Genomic DNA, 21,107 nt, shown 5'->3' with positions numbered 1-21,107 from the left:
GCATGGGGGATCATTCCAGCACCATGTCGATGTCGTGGTCACCCGGATAAACCAGACAGGTTTTCGGAACAAACACCCGGGATACTGCAGGTTCCACCCGATCCAGGGGAATGAATTCCAGGGCCGGGTCACGGAGGGTGCCCCGGACCAGGCAGACCCGATCCCCCGGCTCAAAGGTCCGAACGATCAGACCGGCCACCCGGCCGTCCTCATGGGTGATCACATTGTCTTCCGAGGCAAGGGGCAGTTTCAGCCGCCGGTCCGCCGACACCAGGGCGCAGCGCCGTTCCCAGTGAAGGGGGGCTTCGAAGGGAACCGTAAACCCGATGCGGGTATCGGATACCGAGGCGATCACCAGCTGTTCCCGAAGACAGATCCCGGCGTCATCGACCACGGCCACCGTGTCATCGGTCTTGAACCCGTAAACGGTAAGGGCGCGGATCCCCCGGGACACGGCCTGGTCCGTGGTTCTCACGCCGTCGGCCAAAAGAAGGCAGATCCGCTCATCGAAGGTGGCCGCCCGGCAGTCCGGCGACAGGTCGTAGGGCAAAATCCGGTACGCGCCGTCTTCCACGGCCGGGTAGAGGGTGTACTGCTGAAGGGATCCAAAAACGGTCAGGGACGCCACATGGTCCACCCCCGGGACCGCCTCGATCTGGGCGCTGATTTCGGACAGAAACACATCCCGGCCCAGACGCCGCACCGTTTGGCCTGGATCGCCGTTCAGGGGGTTCAAAAAAGCATCCAGCCGGCTTAGGATATCCAGTTCGACCCGGTCCGCCGAATCAGGGGACACCGGCACCACCCGGGCTTTGACCGTGCAGGACACGTAATCGGGCCCCTTCACGTGGATGCCCCCGTCCCGGTGAAGGTTCAAGAGGGCGTGGGTCTCGAGAAAGCTCCGGACCCGCCGGATCAGAGCGGGGCCGGGGGCGGGCTTTGCCGCCCTGCTTTCGGGGATGATGACAACGGTCACCTCTCCGGCCCGGTGTCGTCCCAGGCTGTCGGTCACGGGAAAGCAGGCGGCGGACCGGATTTCACTGCCCGCTTCCCGGGCCAGCCATTCGTAGTCTTCCCAGGTAACCGCCCGTTCCCGGTGCTTGAGGCGCTGTGGCCCCCGTTCACGGATGGCCTCAAGACTCTCTCCGTCCGACCCCCCGGTTGCGGCCTCGGGGTTGGTCACGCTGTCGATATGGGCAAGCACCCCGCCGGGATTCTGGACGGCCGTCACCGCATGGGGACCCACATTACCTTTGGCGCCGTTGTGACGCCTGAACGAAAGGGCCTTGACATTGTTGATCCCGGCCGGAGGGATGGCGCCCCTTGTCCCGTCGCCGAACCTCACCTGTCCGGTCACGGGGTCCACGGTGAAATGACGGCTGTCCGTCCGGGACGAAAAGAAATCAGAAACCTCGATCCAGCGCACCCATCGCCGGATAGTCCCATCTCCCCCCGTTTCCGTCAACACCGCAGGCGTCCCGGCATCGGTCCGTGCCAACTCCTCGCCATGCCGTTTCAGTTCCTCATCGGGCGGAATGTCCGGCTCGGACACCACGAGTCTCACCCCGGCGTGCACCGGCGTCCTCGGCAGTGAGAAACACTGGTCGGCCTTGCCGTCCGACGATCCCAGAATCAGATCCTTCACCGTCTCGGCATTGGTGGCCGGAACGGTGTTGAGCCTTATGGTGTGAAGGGCGGGCGTGGCAAACGCCTCTGCGGCCTTGTCCGGAACCGCCCGGATGAAGTGGGCCGTAACGCCGAAAACGGTCCCGGCCGGATGGTCGTCCGGCGCGAAAAAACCCAGATACCCCGTCCGGGTCAGGTGATCGGTGCCGTCGGATGTCCGCAGCGGACAAAAGCCTTTTCCGGTATCGTATTCCCAGACCAACGGCGGGGTTTCTCCGTCCTTTACGGCGGTGTCATCCACCTCGATATGGATCTGAATCCATTGCCCGGCTGGAAAAACGCGGGCCAAGCCCAGATAGAAGGCGGGCCCCTCTTCCCGGGCTTCAAAGGGAGCCACGGAAAGGCCCCGGGTGAGATCGGCGGTGAGATCACGCACCCATCCGTCCGCTGCGCCCAGCACCGACGACAGGGGCCGTACTGGACTCGCGTCCGTCCGATAGGTCAGGGTCAACGTCAGATCGGCGATGATCGGCGCGTAGAACCGCGGTGATACCCAGTTCGGCAGGATCCGGTCCCCCACGGTGACCTGGTCCAGATATCCGGGACTTTCGAACGAGCCTGCGGTGATCCGGGCCCTGATCCAGTAGCCTGTTTTTCCGCCGACCGAAACGGCCCGGATATCCTCGGGGGTGGTAAACCGGCTGGTCTGACGGCCCGGCCGGGTGAAATCGATGGGGGTGATGCCCCGGTTCGCGGCCGTGTCATAGATCGGCGACCAGCCGTCGTTCCCGAAGTATTCCCAGATGACCGTCACGACAAGACCCGTCGGTGTGTTGTCCGGCGCATGATCGACGGCCATGGCCAGCCCCAGAACGCTCCCCGCCTTGTTCAGGGCCTCATCCAGCCTCAGATAAAAGGCGTCGAGGCGTGAGGGGCGCCGGCCAAAGGGAAAAAAATCGTTGACCTGCTCCTGGGGCACCAGGGTGGTGCCCGACTGGACGGCGCTGATCAGGCTGTCGGCCGCAAGGACTGTCCCCGGCACGTCGATCATCCGGCTGCCGGAAATGGACCGGATCGTCGGCAGATGGTCCCGATGATCGCCGCCTGTCAGGGCGCAGCGGATAAAGACTCCGACCCGGCCGCCGATTTCGGTTTCGCATAACACAGGAAGACGGGAAAAGGTGATGCGGCCGCTCTTCCTGAACCCACGGGTTTGGTCTTCCGTCACAAAGGATGTCAGGTCAATGGACCAGCCCTTCCCGTCAAAGGTGGACCAGGACAACGACCAGCCGTCCGCCGACGGATCGCCGGGGGTCTCGACCTCGACGGTAAGGGTCACTGTGGCGGCCTCCCTGTGGGTATCGTCGTCAAACACGAACAGGGACGGGTCCGCCAGATAAACCTCACGCACCCGTTCCCTGTCTCCCGAAAACGCCGGGTAGGAGGCAAGGACGCGGCCCAAAGCCCGGTCCGTCACGTCTGAGACCCGAAGACGGTCAACGGCGAAGGCCGCAGTCAGACGGTTGGGGCACAGGGTCATGTCCCGGTCGGTCTCGAACACGATCTCCGGCAGACGCTCGGTGGCCGTCGTGGCCATCCGGGCCCCCTTGGGAACGATCACATGGGCGGGCCCCTCATCGTTCATGGTGAAGGCAAGGGTCACGGTGGCCGGGGCGGGGGGCACGTAATCCAGGCCCGCCGCGTTCAGGAAGGCGAAAAAATGTTTGTCCGGCACCCGGTTCAAACGCGTGACGGCCAGCTCGGCAAGGCGGCCGAACAGTCGGATCAGGGCCCTGCCCGGCCCGTCGTCCGGTCCGTCCCAGCCGATGTCCGGATGCCGGAGCTCGGCTTCGATCTCGGCCGTGATCCGGTCGGCGGTCTTTCTATAAAGGTCGGGAGCGGAAATCGCCATTTAGATGTCCCCCCTCTCCAGGTAAAAGGGATAGACCAGATTGAAGCGGCTGTCCGTGGACCTTATCGTGTAGGAGATGGTGATAAGAAGCACATCCGGCCGGGACCGGTCCGGGTCCACCGTCACCGACAGATTTCTGATCCGGGGTTCAAAGCGCGCCAGGGCCTCCTCCACATGGAAACGGACCATCCCCGCCGTGTGGGTGGTGTTGGGCGCGAACACGTAGTCATGAATGCCGCAGCCGAAATCCGGGCGCATCACCCGTTCGCCGGGGGCGGTTTTCAGAATGATCAGAATCGACTGCTTCACGGCCTCCTCGTAACGGGACAGGGCGATGTCCCCGTCGACAGAATCAACGGTCACCGGACAGGCCCAGCCCACCCCTAAAAAATCCTGCCCCATCTCATGCCCCCTTGGTGAAAATGGTTGTCTGAACACCGGGCACGGCCGGAACCACCGGCGGTGAGGTGGGCGCGCCCATGTTGCCCACGTGCATGTGGGTATTGAACAGGTTCAGAAAGGTTTCGTTGACCAGGGCCATGGAGGCCCCGGTGCCCAGCGTGACGCTGGTGCTGTCCAGGGTGATGCCGCCCGGGGCCTTGATGGTCACACCGGAAAGGGCCTCGATGGTGATACTCCCCTGGCCGCTCAGGGTCTGGTCGCCGTTGGTCTGGACGGTAAGGGTGCCTGCCCCCGCATCCAGACTCAGGCTGTTGCCCCCATGATCGGCAAGGGTCACGGTGCCTGCCTCGTCATCCAGACTGATCTCATGACCGGCCGCCGTTCTCAGCGAAATGCGCCCGGTACCGCCGGAATCGTCGATCACCAGACTGTGTCCGCCCTGGCTGGTGATCCGGATGGCCGCCGCCTTTTCGTCGGTGTTGTCGTCGAATTCCAGGACATGGCCGCTCCGTGTCCGAAGGGACCTCACATGATTTTTCCGGTCGTCGTCCATGGTCCGGGGCGGCGGATCGTCACGGTTCCAGAGGCAGCCCAGCACAAAGGGGTAATTGATGTTTCCCTGTTCGAAGGCCACCAGCACCTCGTCCCCCACCTCGGGAATGAAAAAAGAGCCCCGGCCGCCGCCGGCCATGAGGGTGGCGATACGGGCCCAGTAGCTGTGAGACCGGTGTTCGCCGGATGCCGAGGCCACCTCGTCGTTTTCCTCGGCCAGCCAGGGGAAATCGAGCTTGATCCGCCCCAGCCCTTCCGGATCCCGGATATCCCGGACGATGGCGGTGACCACCCCGTAGATCCGGTTGTCCCGGCCCGGCATCCGGGCCGCGCTGTTCATCATGCCAAGCACACTCATCGTCCGTTCCTTTTCACCTGAAACTGGGTCCGATATCCCCCGGCGTCGATGGTATGGGTTACCGAGGTCAGGTAGTAATTCCCGCTGTAGCGCCGCCCCACCCCCCTGACGGCCACGACCTTTCGGGCCGAAATGTCCGGCCTTCCGATGACGGTGCCCGAGGCCGTGATAAAGTCCAGGGACCGGGCCTCGAGCTGGGCCAGGGCGATGTCTCGGGCCTCCTCCTGACTGCTCACGTCCGATTCGATCAGCCGGACCGGATTGTCGCCGAAGATTTCCCGGGCGATGAGGGAGGCGGTTTTCTTTCCCATGGACACCCGCTCGTCACCGGCGCCCGCCACGCCCACCAGGGCGTCCTTGCCGCCCCCCTGGGAGGTCTGGGACGCGCGGACCCGGACCTCGGTGGTCATGGTGTAGGTGTTGACGGCGGGGGTGAACGACCCCAGATCCCGGCCCCATTCGAGGACAAGGTCCGGGTCGGGATGGGTCAGATAGCGGGGTTTGACAAAATAAAGGGTTTTTCCCTTGACGGTCACTTCAAAGGCAATGGGCCGGGCCTTGGCCGCGAGGATCGAGGCATAGGTCTCGTCTTCGGACAGATTGTGGGGATGCTCGAAGGCGGTCTCGTCCACCGTTGCGGCAAGGCCCATGTCCCGGGCGATTTCCCGGGCGATGCCCGAGGCCGTGGCCGCTTCGAAGGCCCGGGTCCGCCGCCGTCTCTGGAGACGGTGCAAGAGACAAAACCCCCGGACCGTCAGCTCGGGGCTGCCGCCGGCCGGAAAGGCGGCGGACACCGCCGTGATCTCGCCTGAAAACGTGACGGTCATGTCGTTGACGTAGCCCATCTGAATCATCACCTCATTGCCCTCGTCGAACAGACTGCTGTCCATCCATTTGAGCGCGGCCCCGCCGGCAAACCGGCCCTGTTTGTGATGCCGGTCGCTGATCCGGATCGCAAAGGAATCGGCCCGGTCCGAGGTATCGGTCACACTCAAAGAGACCATGCCCGCAGACACCTCCCGGGGGACCTCCCTGCCGTTGATCATGATCGCAAACGCCGGGGCGTATCGTTCCGCCATACCCTCTCCGCCTATCCTTTCATTCGATGGCCGGAATCACCAGCACCTGCCCGGGAACGATGGACAGGGGATCATCGATACGGTTTTCCTCCGCAATGAACCGCCAATACCCCGGATCATCATAGACCCGTCCCGAAATACCGCTGAGGGTGTCCCCCCGCCTCACCACGTAGCGCTTGGCGAAATTGGCCGACTGGAGATTGGCCCCGTGCCGCCTGCCGTCGAAATATTCCTTGAAGGTCACGTCCAGGGTGGCCCGGACCGGAACGCCGCTGGGCAGAAACAGATCGACAGCCATCTCTGCCCGTTCAAGGACACTGACAAAATTCAGATCGCCCCAACTGAACACACAGACCGGCGGTGCATGGAGTTCCGGGTCAATATCCAGAAGGCCGGTGATCCGGTCCGTATGCTCCCTGACATCGGTGCGTTCCTCGTAGGTATCGAAAAAAAGCTGCATGGTCAGAACCCGGCCGTTGCCCTGGCCGAACTGGATCAGCGAGGCCGAAAGACCGGGCACCGCCGTCTCGACAAACCGGTTGGACTTGGAAAGACGGTACTGACCGGGATTGAACAGCACCGGCACCGCCTCGCCATGGACGGTCAGGGTGTCCGGGTCGTACCGTTGAATGACGGCTTTTTCAAGGGCCATGCCCACACTCCTCAGTCATGTATCCGTCGTTTGCTCATAAACCCAGGCTTTCCCTCTCCAGGGTAAGCCGTTCCATGATCAGGGCGTACACCCGATCGGCCAGCCCGGCCGGGTCGTGCGGCCCCCTCGCCTCCGGTACCGATGCCGCAGGCGAGGGCATGTCAGGGGCCCTGTCCCGCGGCTCGCCGCCGCTTTCGGGGGGCGGCATTCCGGGCGACACGCGACTGCCGGATTCCACACCTGACCCGAGCCCGTCCCTGGAATGGGCCCGGGCGGCCCACGGCTCCGGAGCCCGGGCGAGAACCATCGACACGCGATCCTCGCCGGAGTCCCGAAGGTTTCGTTCCGAAAAAACGTTCGACGACGGCTCTGCCCCGGCATCAGGTGCCGTGGTCGCCCGCGTTCCGGTTTTAGATACCGGCAGGAAAGCAGCTCTGTTGTGTCGGAGCAACCCGGATGATATCGGCATCACCGCCCTATGCCCGGGCTGCCCCATGATCGTCACCGGCGTTCGCCGGCCGGGCCGGACTATTTGGGGCGTCATGGACCGGCGGCCGAAGCGTCCGGGAGCCGTGATCATCGACGGCCCGGGCCCGACGGGCAAACCCGACCCCGGTTGACGGCCTTTCACCACAGACGACACAGTTCCGGCATGATCGAAAACAAGGGCTCTGCCCCCCGCCCCCGCCCCTGGCCCCCTTCCCGACGTCCCGCAAGGGATCCGAGGGGATGCTCCGGCGGGTTTCCAAATCACGGCTCGCCCGGGCGCCGGCCGGCGGAACGACGCCTGAGCGGCAGCATCCGACGCCGGGACCGACGCCGCGGCCCTTGCCTTCACCACCGGGATCAGGGCATCGGGCAATGGCCTATGACCCCGATGTTCATGAAACGGCCCGCCCCGGCCGGAGGGACCCCGAAGCCGGTCCGTTCGGAAACGGCGGGCCTCCGATAAAGAAGACTCCCCCGTGAGGGAGCGGACATGATCCAGAGGGGCCCGGGACAGGGCCCGACCTTCTTCGGCCCTGACGCTTTCGGTTACCGACAGAGACGGTACCCCGGCCGGAGGGGATACCGGGCCGGAAGGTACCGCGTGTCCGGAGACGGACGGCATGCCTGATGTCTGCCCGACCGTCCGGCTGATGTTTCCGGCCGTGCTTCCGGTTTCCCGGCGGCGCCCGCCCTCGGATTCGTGGCCGGACCCGGGACTATCCGCCTGCGTGACCGGGGGCATGCCCCCCGGATCAGAACGCCCGGGACCACGCTTTGCCGGAGAAGGCATCCGCATTGCCGACACCACCGAGGGTCCGGTTTTTCCCATGCCCGCCGCCACAACCGGCGTTTTATCCGGATAAACGAGGGGCGAAACCGGACCGATCCGGAACCGTTTCGACAACCGGCCGGGCCGGGGCGTTACCGGCCGTACCCCGACCCCTTCCAAAGGCCGGGGCAGGGCCGCGCCCGGACCGCTGGCGGGTATGGTCCCGCTGATCGGTGCGGACGGATGGGACCCGGGCGCCCTGGGAATCCGGAGCCCGGCCTGTACCACGGGCACCGCAGCATAATCCGGCCGGGGCCCTGACGCCGACGGATACGGCAGATCAGCCGGCCATCCCACCTTAAACCGGCCCCGTCTGACATACCGGTCAAAAAGCTGCCGGGCCAGGGAACCGGAAGCCGGTGGTGCCGACAGACGACGGGCCCGTGACCGGATCCGACCGAGGGCGATCACCCCGGGATCGGGCGCATAGCGTTCCGTGATCCCCACAGACCTGTCATTGTCCGCCGTTTCGCCGGCCGGTCTCTCTCGTGTATCCATCACATCCTTGATCCAAAATATCCCGGGTATCGGTCGTTTACGCGATACGCATACCGTGGTGGGCCAGTTCCAGGGTTTCGACGGCCACCTCGGCGCCCCGGGCGTTCAACCGGGGCCCCTCCCAGCGGACCGGGTAGGCCTCCCTGAAATTGTAACGCATCACTTCATTCATCATGGCGTCCAGCAGAATCACCGAGACGGACCGTCTCATCACCCGGCCTTCCCGGTTGGCCTGATACCAGTCCCACAGGGTGGAATCGCCGGTGACCCCGTGTTTGAGCACCAGATTGCCGGTGGGACGGGAGGGCCCGGCCCGTTTGATCAGATGATCGTTTTCACCGCCCTCGCGGTATTCCTTCACATCCGTTTCCAGGGCAAGTCCCGACACCTCGGAAAACCCCCCCACGGTCAGGCCGCCGATCTCCACATGAAAATTAAAGGCGCGACAGGGCTGTCTTACCATGGGGGCCTCGTCATCGTGTCCGTGTCATCGTTGATTTTCCGGTTGATCTTGGCGATTTCCGCCACCCAGGCCTCGCGGTCCCTATGCTCCATGGCCATGATCCGGTCATGATCCCAGTTGAAGTGATAGGCGATGTAGGCTACCTCCTCGAACAGACGTTCCAGAGGGTAGCTCACGGCTCCCCCGGCACCGGGGCCTCCACCTGAAATTCCTTTTCGCAATGGGGGCACTGAACCAGAAAACGATCATGCCCGTTGCGGTTGATCCTCTGATAAAAATCCTGAAGGTAGGCCAGGTCGCCGGAGAAAAGATTCTCGATGACTTTGGGATTCAGAAATTCCAGATCCCCCAGCTTCGTGATCACCCGGGACAGCAGGATGATGATCAGGTAACCGGGATTGGCCTGGACCCTTGGGTCCTTCATGGGCACGATTTCATCGTAGGCCGTGGACAGACGCATGACGCCCTCTTTGTGCACCGCGCCGTCCGTATCCAGGTAGCCCACCGGCAGCGTAAAGGGAAATTCGGTGATCATACTCATGCTTTTTCAAGTCCTTCATGGGCGATTTCAAGGGTTTCCACCGCCACCTCGCTGCCGGTGGCATTGAAGGTGGGCCCGGTCCATTTGGTGGGCCAGCCTTCCCGGAAATTCCAGCGGACCTTCTCCTGGCCGGTGCTGTCCAGAAGAACGATGGAGCCGTTTTTCCGGTCGTCCCTGCCCGCCATGACGTTCTTCCGCCAGTCCCACAGCGCCGCGTCATCGGTGGTGCCCCACTTGAGAGTAATGTTGGAATACTTGACCAGACCGGTCAGTTTACGGACCGTGAGTCCCTCGTTGCCTTCTCGGTACTCGATGGGGTCCTGGCTGGTATCCAGACCGGAGCATTCCTGGAACCCCGCCCGGGCGATGCCGTCGATTTCGACGATGAAGTTAAACGCGCGGTAGGGATCGGTCCTCGTTCCTGTTGCCATAAATGTTCCTCCTTTAGAGATTACACGCCATAATCCATGTCACATGCCCCACTTAGGGGGCGTATTCATACGTATGAACCGTCAGGCCGTGCCGGTCCCTCAGGACGGCCCGGTCGCCGGTGTTGTTCCAGACGGCCCGCCCCATGCCCCAGAAGAGCTGATCGTCCGTGTCGGTTCCCGCCCGGGTCCAGATGCGGCACCGCGCTCCGGGACCAAGAATAATCCGGGGAAAGAGGTATACGTGTCCCGCACGGTCCCCCAGGGTCCAGTTGCCCAGATCCTCGACCCGGTCCGACCGGTTTTCGATCTCCACATACTCATGGTCCAGATCCCGCCCCGGCGCCGTGTAGGCGATGTGGGCGATGACCGGACCCGCGAACGGCGAGGCGGATTCCGTCAACCCTGTGCCCAGAGGAAAGAGGTCCTCCCCGCCCTCCGGAACGATGCGGGTGCCCCCGTCGGTGTGGATGATACGAATCACGATAAATTCACAGGGCGAGGCGGGAGCCAGACCGATCTCCGTGACCAGACGGCCCAGGTCCCGCTGATCGGCCGGGTTGGTCCGCTCATCGCAGTGAACGAAAAAGGCGTCCCGGGGCGCTGCTCCCGCAAGGGCCCCCTGCCGGTGATAGGTTTCGAGACAGGCGGAAATGTCCCGCCGGACCCGTGCCCAGAGCCTGTGGTCGTTGGGCTCGAACACCAGCCCGGCCATATAGGCGTCCAGCCAACGGGAAAGGGTGAGAAACACCCGTCGGACATTGACATAGCGCCACTCCGGACGGCGGCTGAGGGTCCGGCCACCCCAGAGGCGGAGACCCCGGCCGGGAAAGGCCCGGATGACGTTGACATGAAGGGGGTTAAGCCGGTCCTGGGTGTCCCCGTCCACGACGGAGGCAAGATCCACGACGCCTTCAAGGGCTTCGTTGGCCGGAGCCCGGTGGACGCCGACCTGATGATCGCACCGCGCATAGATGCCGCAGACATGACCGCAGGGCGGCACCGTTCGGGAGGGCAGCCCCGATTCTGCCAGGGTTTTCACAAAGGGGTGATAAAGGGCCCCGTTGTCACCGACCAGACGTTTCCGCTGTAAAAGAAGACCTGCCGCGTCGACCTCCGGCAGGGCGTCGAGGACGGCAAACCGGCCGGGGAAAAGACGGCAGTGATCGAGAATCCGGTTCTGCATGATTATCACGTCGGCGGACGACAAAAGATGCAGACCTTCGTAAAGCCACATCAGATCAGGGGCGGCAACCAGATCGATGTCGGTCAGAATCTCCGCATCGGCCAGCACCCGGTCAAGGGCCGCAAGGGCCGTTGTCCGGGAGGTATCGAAGGCCAGTGCGCCCACACGGCAGCGTTTGCCCCCGTTTTCGAAAAACCCCCGGACCGCGTCCGTCAGAAACCCCGACCCATCCAGACCGCCGAAGGCCTCGACGGCCCCCGCGCGACTGATACATACCGGAAAGGGACCGTCACCTGCCGGGGACGCCGTCCGGAGCCGGTACAGGCCGGAGGCGGCTATTTCCTCGCAAACGGCCGGATCATCCAGGGGCAAAAGGCCGATAAACAAAGGAACCGCCGTTTCCAGCGCGGTGTTGGAATCCGGGCCGACGGACTCGATAAAAAGGCCCGGACTCACATAGTTATGGGACCGTGATGGGGTCATACGCGCCGCCTTTTATGATTACTCGCCCGAACCCGCCCACTGGCTGATGCGGAAAATCACGAACTCGGCGGGTTTGACCACCGCCACACCGATCTCCGTCACCACCTGGCCCAGGTCCCTTACCTCGGGCGGGTTGGTTTCCTCGTCGCACTTGACGAAAAAGGCCTCCTGGGGGGTAACCCCGAACAAAGCGCCGGATCGCCAGACATTGGTGAGGAAGGCCGTGATGTTTCGTCGGATCTTGGCCCAGAGCGCCATGTCGTTGGGTTCGAACACCACCCACTGGGTGCCCTCGTCGATGGATTCACGCAGATAGAGAAACAGACGGCGCACGTTGATGTATTTCCATTCGCCGTTCCGGTCGCCGCCGATGGTGCGGGCGCCCCAGACGCGGATATTGCCGTTGAGATCACGGATGCAGTTGACCCCCTGGGGATTGAGACCGTCCTGCTGGGCCTTGCTGACGGCGTACTTCAGACCCAGGGCCCCCATGGGAACCTCGTTGGCCGGGGCCTTGTGAACCCCCCTTGCGGTGTCCACCCGGGCGTAAATCCCGGCCATGTGGCCCGAGGGCGGAACGAAGATCGAGCCTGTGCCTTTGGGGTTCCGGATCTTGGATGCAGGATCGAAGACCTCGAGCCAGGGGAAATAGAAGGCCGCGTAATCCGAATTATCCGGCAACACATTGGCCGCATTGGACGGATCCAGAAGGGTCAGATCAAGTTCGCCTGCGGTCTCCACGGTCTCGGAGCTGTCAAAAATGGCGAAGCGGTCCGTGGTATTGACCCTGCAGTGGGTGACGATGGCGCTTCGGACCGAGGCATCGGTGATGCCCGGCGCCGCCACCAGGGCGATCTCGTCGATGGCTTCGAACTGCCGCAGGGCCGACGCAGCCACGGAGGCGGTGCCGGCTTCCCGGACCACGTAGCAGCGGGTGCCGCCGTTGTTGAAAAATCCGTACACGGCATGGGCCAGGTTCCGCTGCCCCGTGTTGGTCGAAAAACCGCCGAAGAATTTTTTGAACTGGCTGAAGTTGGTGCACAGACGGACCTCGCCGGCGGCCACGGGAGTCACGGTGGCCGCCGTGTATTCATACACGTAGTCTCCGGTGATCAGGGCGCCCGTGGCCGGGGGCGCGGCGAAGGTCACCCGGGAGATTTCCTCGTCATCGTCGTTTGACAGCGTGGCGGCCGTGGACTGGCCGTTCACGCGGATGTCAAAGGTTCCGGCCGTGGTCAGCACCCCGTAATTGGAAAGATCGAACACCGTGGCCGTGCCGTCCCCGCGTCCAATGGACTCGTCCCGTGCCAGGCTGGAACTTTCCGGAATGGTGAGGGTGTTTTCCGCGAAAACCCCGATGAAGCCCGCCGTACTCGTTCCCACACCGGCAATGGGCTGGATGCCCGATGGGATTTCTTCCACATAGACACCCGGTGACAAATAGTTCGCCATGGTCGTACCTCCTTGGAATTGGGTCAGGAAACCGTTTTATCTCGTCATGGTTGCTGGGTTTATGTATCGTTTCTCGCTTAATCCGCGATGATCGGATTCAGTCTCACCGGGGCACAAGCATCACCTCCGCCACGGCTTCGGCTCCGGCTTCAGACAGGGTCACCGTCACGGTGCGGTCCTGATACCCCACGGCACGGACGGTCATCGGTCGCGGTCCGGGTGCGGCCTCCACACCGGCCAGGCTGAAGGCCCCGTCGGCATCACTGCGCGCGGCATCGGCGCAGCCGGTCATGCGAATCTCAGCCATGGGCACCGGGGTGTCCGTGCCCTGCCTCAGAATTCTCCCCCGGATCCGGCTGACCGGAAGAACCAGATCGGCCCGGGCCATGTGAATGTCCCCGCCCGGGGTCCGTGACACCGTCACGGTCTGCTCGGCCCTGCCGTAACGCCGGACGAAACCGTCAACGTACGCCGACAGAACATAGTCCCCGTCGGGCAGGTCCATGAAATGAAACCGGCCGTCCGTTCCGGTCGTCACCCGATCAGGTCTTCGGGCCAGACAGGGCCAGGCTTCCCCTGCCAGTGCTTCCCGGAGGGCAAGAATCTGCCGCCATTCCACCGGGCCGTCCACGATGGCAACCCGCACTCCTACCATCGCCCTGCCGTCGGCCGATCCGGTCACGGTTCCGACCACGGCCACCTGATGACGAATTTCCTCCCAGACCGCCATGGCCTACCCTTTCCCGGTTCCGGTCCTGAATTTCAGACGTTTGTCGATGACCGGCGGCCCGGCGGCCCGTTCTGCGTGAACATCCACCCCGATGGTGACCTTGTAGTTCAACACGGCCTTGGGTTTGCCCCCCAGGGCCTGCCAGAACTCACCCAGGCTCTGGAGGTAACCGGGCTGAAGGGTCACGGCGGGCAGGGCCGGGCTCTGATTTTTCAGACTTCCCTTGAGAACGGCTTCGGGCAGCACCGGATAGCGCAGCAGCACCTTCATCACCTCGCCCAGCATGTAATGTTCGTCCTGGGGGGGATTCGGCGTGCTCTCTGCGGGCCAGGCCGTGATCATGTAGGAGCATTCCACCCGGACCGGCGGCGGTTTGCGGGAAGCGGTTCCGTCGCTGTTGCGGGTCACGGTCCATTCACTGCTGCGAAGTTCCATGCTTTCCCGCACGTCGTACAAAAACAGGTCCACCGCAGGCAGGGTCACCGACGGGGGGGGGAAATTTCCGTCGGGGGTGGCGAAACAGATGGCCACCGACGACCCGATCACCGGCAGCAGTTCCTGCCGGAGCAGGTCTTCGAGGGTTCTGTCCAGATCGACGATCATTGGATCCGCCTTTCATCACGCCGCGGTTTGCCGATATCGGCCTCCGTCGCCTGGGTGTTGAACTCACCGCCGGTCATCAGCTTGCCCATTTTCAGAAACTCCCGCCGGGTGGCCCGAAGCAGATGGGCGGAGGTCACCGTCCGGCCGTCGGCGGCGGCGATGAAGGACGCCGCAAGGCCGATGTTCCGTATGTGCCCCCCGGTCAGTTCAAAACGCCGGGCCAGATCATCCCAGTCGATCGTTCCGTCCCGGGGTGTTTCCGGCGGCCAGATGCCTTCCCAGATCCGTTTCCGGTCCTGCCTGTCCGGAAAGGGGAAATCCACGACAAACTGCAGCCGCCGCACAAAGGCCTCGTCCATGTTCCGCCTGAAGTTGGTCGACAAAATGGTCATGCCCTCGTATTCCTCCATTTTCTGGAGCAGGTAGCTGGTTTCGATGTTGGCGTAACGGTCGTGGGCGTCATGGATCTCGCTCCGTTTGCCGAACAGGGCGTCGGCTTCGTCGAAAAACAAAATGGCCTGGCTGGATTGGGCCGCATCGAAAATCGCCGACAGGTTTTTTTCGGTTTCCCCGATGTATTTGCTGACCATCCGGGCCAGATCGATTTTGTAAAGGTCAAGCCCGAGGTCCGCAGCCATGATGCCGGCCGCCATGGTTTTGCCCGTCCCCGAAGGCCCTGCGAACAGCACGTGGAGGCCCTTGCCGTAGGATAATTTTTTATCGAATCCCCAGAGACCGAACACCAGGGAGCGGTAGCGCATCTGATCGACGATGGCCCTCAGCTGCTCCATGCGGTCCCCGGGCAGGACCAGATCATCCCAGGTGTCCGAAGTTGTCCGTTTTTGGGCCAGAGCGGCCAGGGCATGACCGGCCTGGGAACGGCAGGCCCGCTGAAGGGTGTCCATATCGAGGGGGCCGGAGTCGTAACGGTCCACATCAACAAGCCGGCGGGCGGTCTTCACCGCATCTCCGATCTGCCCTCCGGTGAACACAAAAGTCGAGGCCAGAAGGGCTGTGCTCACGTCGGGGCCGGCAGCGATGCCGGTCAGCATCCTGTCCCACAACTGAAGCCGCTCGGCATAGGACGGTGCCTCAAAGGCCTGGGGGATAAACACCTGATGCGCGAACAGACCTGAGGGGTGAACACCGTATCGCCCTTCGATCACGCACAGGCCGTCGATGGATGACAGGATGCGGGCAAAGACCCGGAGCTGCGGAGCCCTGGGCTCGTCCAGGAGGCTCTGGGCGTTTTCCCAGTACAAACAGGCGTTTTGAAGGATTGCTTCCCGGAGAATCCGCCTCACCCGATCGCCAAACGCCAGAAGGGACTCATCGGGAAAGAGGTCGAGATCAACGGCAAGAACCGGTATACCCAGCGCTCCGCCAAGGGCCAGGGCCATGCTTTTTCGTCCGGTGCCGGGGGGGCCGTAAAAATACAGGACCATGCCCCTGTCGCGTTTACGGACCAGATCAATCAGACGGGTGAGCCGCCGGCGAACCTCCGGGGAGAACACCAGATCATCAAGAGACACGGGCGGACTCAAAAAACGGACCAGAGACGACAGGGAAGGATCAAGTCCCGGCTCGTCCAGAAGGTAGGACACGATCCGTTCATCGAGGGTGACATAACGGTCTATAAGACCGGGCGACACGTCTGATGGCCAGGCGGCAGGTTCAATCAGATTGAAATCAATCAGGGGCGCACCGGGTTCGACACGCCTGCGCAGGCGGAGCCGGTGTTCAAGCGAGGTGCCGATGAGGGTGAGAAGCAGATTCACGCCGGGCCGTGTCCGGCCCATGTCATCCTGAAGAAAGGCATAGATGCGGCCATAGGCCGGATCCACGGCCATGGCGAGACAGGCCGTCAGGATATCCAGATCGTCGGGCGTCAGATGAAACTGCAGGGCCAGCCGGTCCAGACTCAGGAACACCCCGGCGGTCCGACTTTCCTCCCGGGCCCGGTCGATGGCCGCCCGCATCTGTGCTGCCTGCCGCCGAAACAAGCCCAGGGACTCGTCGCCGGTTTCCTCAGGAGACTCCGGCAGCCTATCGATCAGGCGGGCGATCTCATCGGGGTGCAGAAACAGTCCCTGGGGCTTTCGAGCATCCCCGGCCCTCGCCATGGCCCGGGCAAAGGCCATGTTGAGCAGGAGATTGAATCGCGCCAGCTCATCGGTGATGTGGTCCAGACTGTGATTGTAACCCAAAGGGCACCCCATGCGCTCTGAAAGCAGATCCAATGCATCATTTATGAAGTAACAGATTTCAACATGTCATCATGGTTGTATGACCGAATGGTTCACACGCATTGAGCGAGCAATTATGATGCCAGTGCACTCCACACCGCTATCAAATCGATAAGGCCCTGATTCCCGTCAGGTTTCAGATCAAAACCATTCCGCGTTCGAAGCCGCTCCCAAAAGCCCTGTGACAGGGCCATGTGACACCCGCCCATTCCAAGGCCGCCGGCCCGCGGGCGGCACCGTGTAGGATGGACAAAGCGAAGCGTGCCCATCATTGCTATATCTCCATTTTTCAAATTGTTTCCATTGACACGGCCAAGGCCAAAGGTTCGCCGCCGGTGTAACGCGATGTGTCACACCCCTGTCACGCACCCTGTGACACAGGAACTCCTTAACCAATCACGCGTCATAATAATAAGGTATAGGAAGGTTGATGGACTCGTAAAAAGTCATCAAATGATGGCAAAGAAAAAAGGTCGAGTTCAAGGCGTCGCGAATCCCGAGGAATGAGGCGTACTTAGGGTACGCCGCAGTGACGAGGGATGAAGCGAAAGCGCAGAAATCGGACGTTTTACGAAGCCATCAAGGTTAAAGCCGTGAAGAAAAGGCCTGCGGGGATGAAACGACAATCGTCTTTCAACGGCAATGCGGATGCCGCATCGACCGGCCTTGCATCAGGGCGCGGGGTCGACCAGGCCGCAACGGGCCATTCGGCGGTAGAGGGTCATGCGGGAGATGTTCATTTTCCGGGCGGCCAGGGATTTGTTCATGCCCGATTCTTCAAGCATGCGCAGAATGTGGCGGGCTTCCGCGTTTCCGCTTTCCGGGCTCCGGCCCGCCATGGTCCGGAAGGCTTCGGGAAGATCCGAAAGGGTCAGGGTGTCACGGGTGGCGTTTATAAATGCGGCTTCGATCATGTTGTTGAGCTGGCGGACATTCCCGGGCCAGGAAAAGCGTTGAAACAGATCCAGAACCTCGCTGCCGACGGCGACGACGGCGCGGCCGAGTTTTCGGTTGAACCGGGTGAGGGCAAGTCGGCACAGATCCTCGATATCTTCCGGCCGTTCACGAAGCGGGGGCAGATGCACCCGCGCGATGTTTAAACGGTAATACAAGTCGTTTCGGAAGGTCCCCTTGCCGATCATAGTCTCAAGATTCCCGTTGGTGGCGGTGATCAGCCGGAAATCCGTCGGGACGGGGCGGCTTCCCCCGATGCGCCAAATTTCTTTTTTTTCAATGGCCCGGAGGAGCTTGGCCTGGGCATTCAATGCCAGGTCACCGATTTCATCGAGAAACAGCGTGCCCCCGGCGGCCAGTTCGAATTTTCCGCAGCGGGGGGTCAGGGCGTTTGTAAACGTTCCTTTTTCATAACCGAACAGTTCACTTTCGAGCAGGGATTCAGGAAAGGCGGTGCAGTTGAGAGAGACCAGGGGATGGACCCGACGCGGGCTTTTTGCGTGGATGTACTCGGCGGCCAGATCCTTTCCGGTTCCGGTTTCACCGGTGATCAGAACGGTGCTGTCCGTCCGGGCGATGCGATCCAGATGTTCGTTGACAGCCTTCATCGCCGGGCTTGAACCGACCAGAAAACGGCCTTCGGAAGCATCGTCACGGCAGGACGCCTCCGTTGGCGCGGCGCCGTGTTTTTTCAGATGGGCCAGAATATCCGAAGGCGGGGAAAGACCGATAAACCCGCTGATACCGATATCGAGGGCCGCCTCCATCTGTTTTTCAGAGGTCTGCCCCGCGATCATCAAAATGGGGGTCGATTTGTCATGGCGTCGTATGTTTTCAACAAGGGACAGTTCATCGAAGGGTTCGGATGAACTGCCGATAATCACGAATCCCCGTCCCGGGGTGCAGGGATCGGTTCCGCCGATCATGGACGGATCCGGGCAATCCCGTTCCGCCGCGCCTTTGACCTTGTAACGTCTGCGTTTCATCCCTACTCCCTGCCCTGCCGTTTGAACGGCATGAAAACCGGAATCATCGGAACAACCAGACCCGTGTGATTTATCATGAAGACGTGATGGGGATTTACTCACAATCGATAAACAAGGTTACTTATTAATTGATTTTCACAAAAAAATCAACCGCGGAATCCGGTTACTTTATCGACAACACTCACACCCCCCGCCCTCCGGCCCGGATCACGACCCCGTCCGGGGCTTATGTTGCCTGTTAGGGCACAGACACCGAGCAACGGAACGCCGGAAGGAGGTCTCGGTCCAGCGTCTTTTGCGTCATTTTTTTGCACAGTGATAAATATTTTACATTCGTTAATTTAATCTTGCTATTTATTGTTTTTTTGGTTAGTTAACAAAAGTGCCACTTCACGATATCCGGTTTTGACCATAAAAACCGCCCTGATCAACGGGCCATTTACGGCATAAACCGAAACTGGCGAGACATCGATTCAAAGCGTTATTATTTAGCACATAACATTCAGCGTGACGTTTTCCCCGTACCGTCAGCCACTTTTTTTCCGGGTCATGATGCATCGGTTTTAATCCCCTGTCGAAACCGGCGGATTGAGCGAACGACCAAACCGGGATTTTGTGCGGGCTGCATGTAAACAATGATTACGCTATATAACCTTGTCTATTAATATTTTCGGGATTCATGTGTTCTTTTTTCGTTTGACGGCCTCCTGCCCGTCCTCCCCGGTTCGGCATCGGCCTGCCACAAAAATGAACACCGTTCATTGCCGATAGCGATCAACAGGTCCGCGTACGACGGCCCAAACGATCGTGTGATCGGAGATCATCAACAATGATTTGTTTTTCGTTTTGGAGGAATTATGAACAAACGCTTGTATCCGGTCCAGGGCCTGGCCCTCATCATGACGGCCCTTTTCGGCCTGGCATCGACGGCCCTGTCCTGCGACATCGCCGTGGTTTCCGCCAAGGTCACATCCAACAACAGGCCCCTCATCTGGAAGAGCAGGGACAACAGCCTGGGCTGGGAACAGGAAATCGCCTCCTACAAACGATCGAAAAACTATGACAACCCGGCGGCCGGCGGCAGCATCAGGGTCGTCGACCGGACTCGGGGCACGGCGGCCCAGTCGGGCGGGGCCAACGAATCCGGCTTTGCGATCACCAACACCACCGTGTACCAGGAAAGCCCCATTCACGAATACCTGGCCAGCGCCAACCTGAACCTGATGTCCAACGCCCTGACCCGCTGCGTCACCGTGGATGATTTTGATGACTACCTGGCCGAGTGGCACACCATCAGCAGCAACCGGACCCGCATTCTGAGCGGCAACTTCGTGGTCATCGACGCTTACGGCGGTGCGGCGCTCTATGAACTGACCACCGGCGAGTCCTCCACGGACATCTACGCCTACGGCGGCCGGGTAAAAATCCACAAAATCGACGCCAACACGGGCTTCGTGACCAACGAGGACGGCGCGCTGATCGGCAACAACGGTGAAATCGGCTGGATCACCAACTTTGCCGCTCTCGGCGGCGTCCAGGTCATGGACATCGAACGCCGGATCATCAACACCGACTACCGCATCGGTATTGACGGCGCCTCCATTGTCGACGCCGCCGGGAACGTCATCGACAACGGCGAGAACTTCTGCGGTATCATCAACCGGACCAATTCAAGCTTCTGGATCAAGCTCAACGACGACACGCCCCGCGAAGACCGCGCCATGGACATGATGCTCGAACTCAAGGCCCAGGGACGCCTGAATTTCCAGACCGTTCTGCAGGAGGTGGCACGGGATGTCGAGATCGACGCCTATGATCTTGCCGCCTATCCGGGCCTGTCCAACCGGGACGACGGCACGGCCACAGAACGCAGCACCTTCCACACCATCAGCCGGTTCTGCACCAACCTGGCCTTCGTGGTCGACGGGGTCGAGCCCCGTACCCGGCCCGACCTTATCACGATGTGGGTCAACCTGGGTGAGCCGTCCGTGGGCACGGCCATCCCCTTCTTCCCGGCCGCCGACGCCATATCCGACTACGGCTGGGCCGATGCCAAATTTTTGAGTTTCTATCTGGATCTGTCACCCACCTGCTACCTGAACCAGGCCATCGTCGACGAGCGGAACACCCTGTACGACAACAACGGTGACCAGAACATTCTGGCCCTGCTGCCTCCCATCGACATCACCGGTCAGCTTTTTCTGGATTTGCTCCAGGTCAACTGGCTGTTCAACTCCACCGAAGACGCCTGGAGTGATTTTGAAGGTGCCCTGTCCGACTGGCATGTGCTCTGGCTGGACTACATGGCCGGCCAGGACGAGGGAGACAAGACCATCTACCTGCCCGGCCTGTATGAAATCCAAAGCTGGTCCATTCCCCTGGAAAACCTTGTTCTCGACCAGACGGCCCGGTATCTGGACGCGATGCGACAGGATCCGTCGCGCATCAGCCAGAGCAACCTGTTGACCTTTTCAAACTACTGTACCGAATTTGTTTACACCAATTACACGCAGCGTTCCGCGTCCTACCAGACGTGGAGCTTTACGTATCCCTGGAATAAAACCGCCACCACGTCGACCAGCCTGTTCCGGCGAATCTTCTGGTGGCTCTAAACCTTAACCCATCATCAGTCGGGGGA

The 21,107-nt window shown here is 61.7% G+C and carries 18 protein-coding genes; 3 read left to right on the top strand and 15 right to left on the bottom strand.

The genetic code is table 11. The annotated features are described in order from the left end of the window. Window positions 1-10: 10 nt before the first annotated feature. From ACYQ11_RS07935 to ACYQ11_RS07915, 5 genes are read right to left on the bottom strand one after another with little or no spacing between them, the layout of a single operon-like run. Window positions 11-3,538 (bottom strand): putative baseplate assembly protein, encoded by a 3,528-nt coding sequence (locus tag ACYQ11_RS07935; protein WP_459923237.1) that lies wholly within the window; start codon window positions 3,536-3,538, stop codon window positions 11-13. Continuing rightward, window positions 3,539-3,940, bottom strand: a complete 402-nt coding sequence (locus ACYQ11_RS07930; protein WP_459923236.1) for a GPW/gp25 family protein — start codon at window positions 3,938-3,940, stop codon at window positions 3,539-3,541. 1 nt (window position 3,941) lies between these two features. Further along, complete coding sequence (locus ACYQ11_RS07925; RefSeq protein WP_459923235.1) at window positions 3,942-4,850, bottom strand: phage baseplate assembly protein V; 909 nt, start codon at window positions 4,848-4,850, stop codon at window positions 3,942-3,944. Next, entirely contained in the window at window positions 4,847-5,929 is a 1,083-nt protein-coding gene (locus tag ACYQ11_RS07920) for a phage late control D family protein (RefSeq protein ID WP_459923234.1), read from the bottom strand. The genes ACYQ11_RS07925 and ACYQ11_RS07920 overlap by 4 nt, the downstream gene beginning before the upstream one ends. A gap of 19 nt (window positions 5,930-5,948) precedes the next feature. After that, on the bottom strand, window positions 5,949-6,581 hold the full coding sequence (locus tag ACYQ11_RS07915) for a CIS tube protein (protein WP_459923233.1): 633 nt from the start codon (window positions 6,579-6,581) through the stop codon (window positions 5,949-5,951). A 74-nt stretch (window positions 6,582-6,655) separates the two neighbouring features. On the opposite strand from ACYQ11_RS07915, the gene ACYQ11_RS07910 reads away from it, so the two are divergent. Both ACYQ11_RS07910 and ACYQ11_RS07905 read left to right on the top strand, forming a co-directional pair. After that, window positions 6,656-7,201 (top strand): hypothetical protein, encoded by a 546-nt coding sequence (locus tag ACYQ11_RS07910; RefSeq protein ID WP_459923232.1) that lies wholly within the window; start codon window positions 6,656-6,658, stop codon window positions 7,199-7,201. Window positions 7,202-7,690: 489 nt separating this feature from the next. Beyond that, entirely contained in the window at window positions 7,691-7,933 is a 243-nt protein-coding gene (locus ACYQ11_RS07905) for a hypothetical protein (RefSeq protein WP_459923231.1), read from the top strand. A gap of 501 nt (window positions 7,934-8,434) precedes the next feature. Here the strand turns inward: ACYQ11_RS07905 and ACYQ11_RS07900 are convergent. From ACYQ11_RS07900 to ACYQ11_RS07855, 10 genes are all read right to left on the bottom strand, one after another. Next, window positions 8,435-8,860: a phage tail protein gene (locus ACYQ11_RS07900; RefSeq protein ID WP_459923230.1), complete on the bottom strand. Its 426-nt coding sequence runs from the start codon at window positions 8,858-8,860 to the stop codon at window positions 8,435-8,437. Continuing rightward, window positions 8,854-9,036, bottom strand: a complete 183-nt coding sequence (locus ACYQ11_RS07895; protein WP_459923229.1) for a DUF6760 family protein — start codon at window positions 9,034-9,036, stop codon at window positions 8,854-8,856. The genes ACYQ11_RS07900 and ACYQ11_RS07895 overlap by 7 nt, the downstream gene beginning before the upstream one ends. Beyond that, a complete protein-coding gene (locus ACYQ11_RS07890; protein ID WP_459923228.1) occupies window positions 9,033-9,401 on the bottom strand; it encodes a phage tail assembly protein in 369 nt (122 codons plus the stop codon). The genes ACYQ11_RS07895 and ACYQ11_RS07890 overlap by 4 nt, the downstream gene beginning before the upstream one ends. Beyond that, window positions 9,398-9,832 carry a phage tail protein gene (locus tag ACYQ11_RS07885; protein ID WP_459923227.1) on the bottom strand — a complete coding sequence of 145 codons (435 nt, stop codon included), beginning with the start codon at window positions 9,830-9,832 and terminating at the stop codon, window positions 9,398-9,400. The genes ACYQ11_RS07890 and ACYQ11_RS07885 overlap by 4 nt, the downstream gene beginning before the upstream one ends. A gap of 52 nt (window positions 9,833-9,884) precedes the next feature. Further along, entirely contained in the window at window positions 9,885-11,498 is a 1,614-nt protein-coding gene (locus tag ACYQ11_RS07880) for a lamin tail domain-containing protein (protein ID WP_459923226.1), read from the bottom strand. Between the two features lie 18 nt (window positions 11,499-11,516). Next, on the bottom strand, window positions 11,517-12,950 hold the full coding sequence (locus ACYQ11_RS07875; RefSeq protein ID WP_459923225.1) for a phage tail sheath family protein: 1,434 nt from the start codon (window positions 12,948-12,950) through the stop codon (window positions 11,517-11,519). Between the two features lie 103 nt (window positions 12,951-13,053). Continuing rightward, window positions 13,054-13,680 carry a carboxypeptidase regulatory-like domain-containing protein gene (locus ACYQ11_RS07870; RefSeq protein ID WP_459923224.1) on the bottom strand — a complete coding sequence of 209 codons (627 nt, stop codon included), beginning with the start codon at window positions 13,678-13,680 and terminating at the stop codon, window positions 13,054-13,056. A 3-nt stretch (window positions 13,681-13,683) separates the two neighbouring features. Next, entirely contained in the window at window positions 13,684-14,283 is a 600-nt protein-coding gene (locus ACYQ11_RS07865; protein ID WP_459923223.1) for a Pvc16 family protein, read from the bottom strand. After that, the gene (locus tag ACYQ11_RS07860) at window positions 14,280-16,490 is read right to left on the bottom strand and encodes an AAA family ATPase (protein ID WP_459923222.1); all 2,211 of its coding nucleotides are present in this window, start codon (window positions 16,488-16,490) and stop codon (window positions 14,280-14,282) included. The genes ACYQ11_RS07865 and ACYQ11_RS07860 overlap by 4 nt, the downstream gene beginning before the upstream one ends. A gap of 710 nt (window positions 16,491-17,200) precedes the next feature. After that, entirely contained in the window at window positions 17,201-18,469 is a 1,269-nt protein-coding gene (locus tag ACYQ11_RS07855; RefSeq protein WP_459923221.1) for a sigma-54 dependent transcriptional regulator, read from the bottom strand. An 857-nt stretch (window positions 18,470-19,326) separates the two neighbouring features. On the opposite strand from ACYQ11_RS07855, the gene ACYQ11_RS07850 reads away from it, so the two are divergent. Then, window positions 19,327-21,081 carry a hypothetical protein gene (locus tag ACYQ11_RS07850; RefSeq protein WP_459923220.1) on the top strand — a complete coding sequence of 585 codons (1,755 nt, stop codon included), beginning with the start codon at window positions 19,327-19,329 and terminating at the stop codon, window positions 21,079-21,081. The last annotated feature ends 26 nt before the right edge of the window (window positions 21,082-21,107 follow it).

The sequence above is a fragment of the Desulfatiferula olefinivorans genome (genome assembly GCF_054657895.1).
Note: the sequence above shows the minus strand (reverse complement) of the source record. Positions and strands in the feature narration are given on the sequence as shown.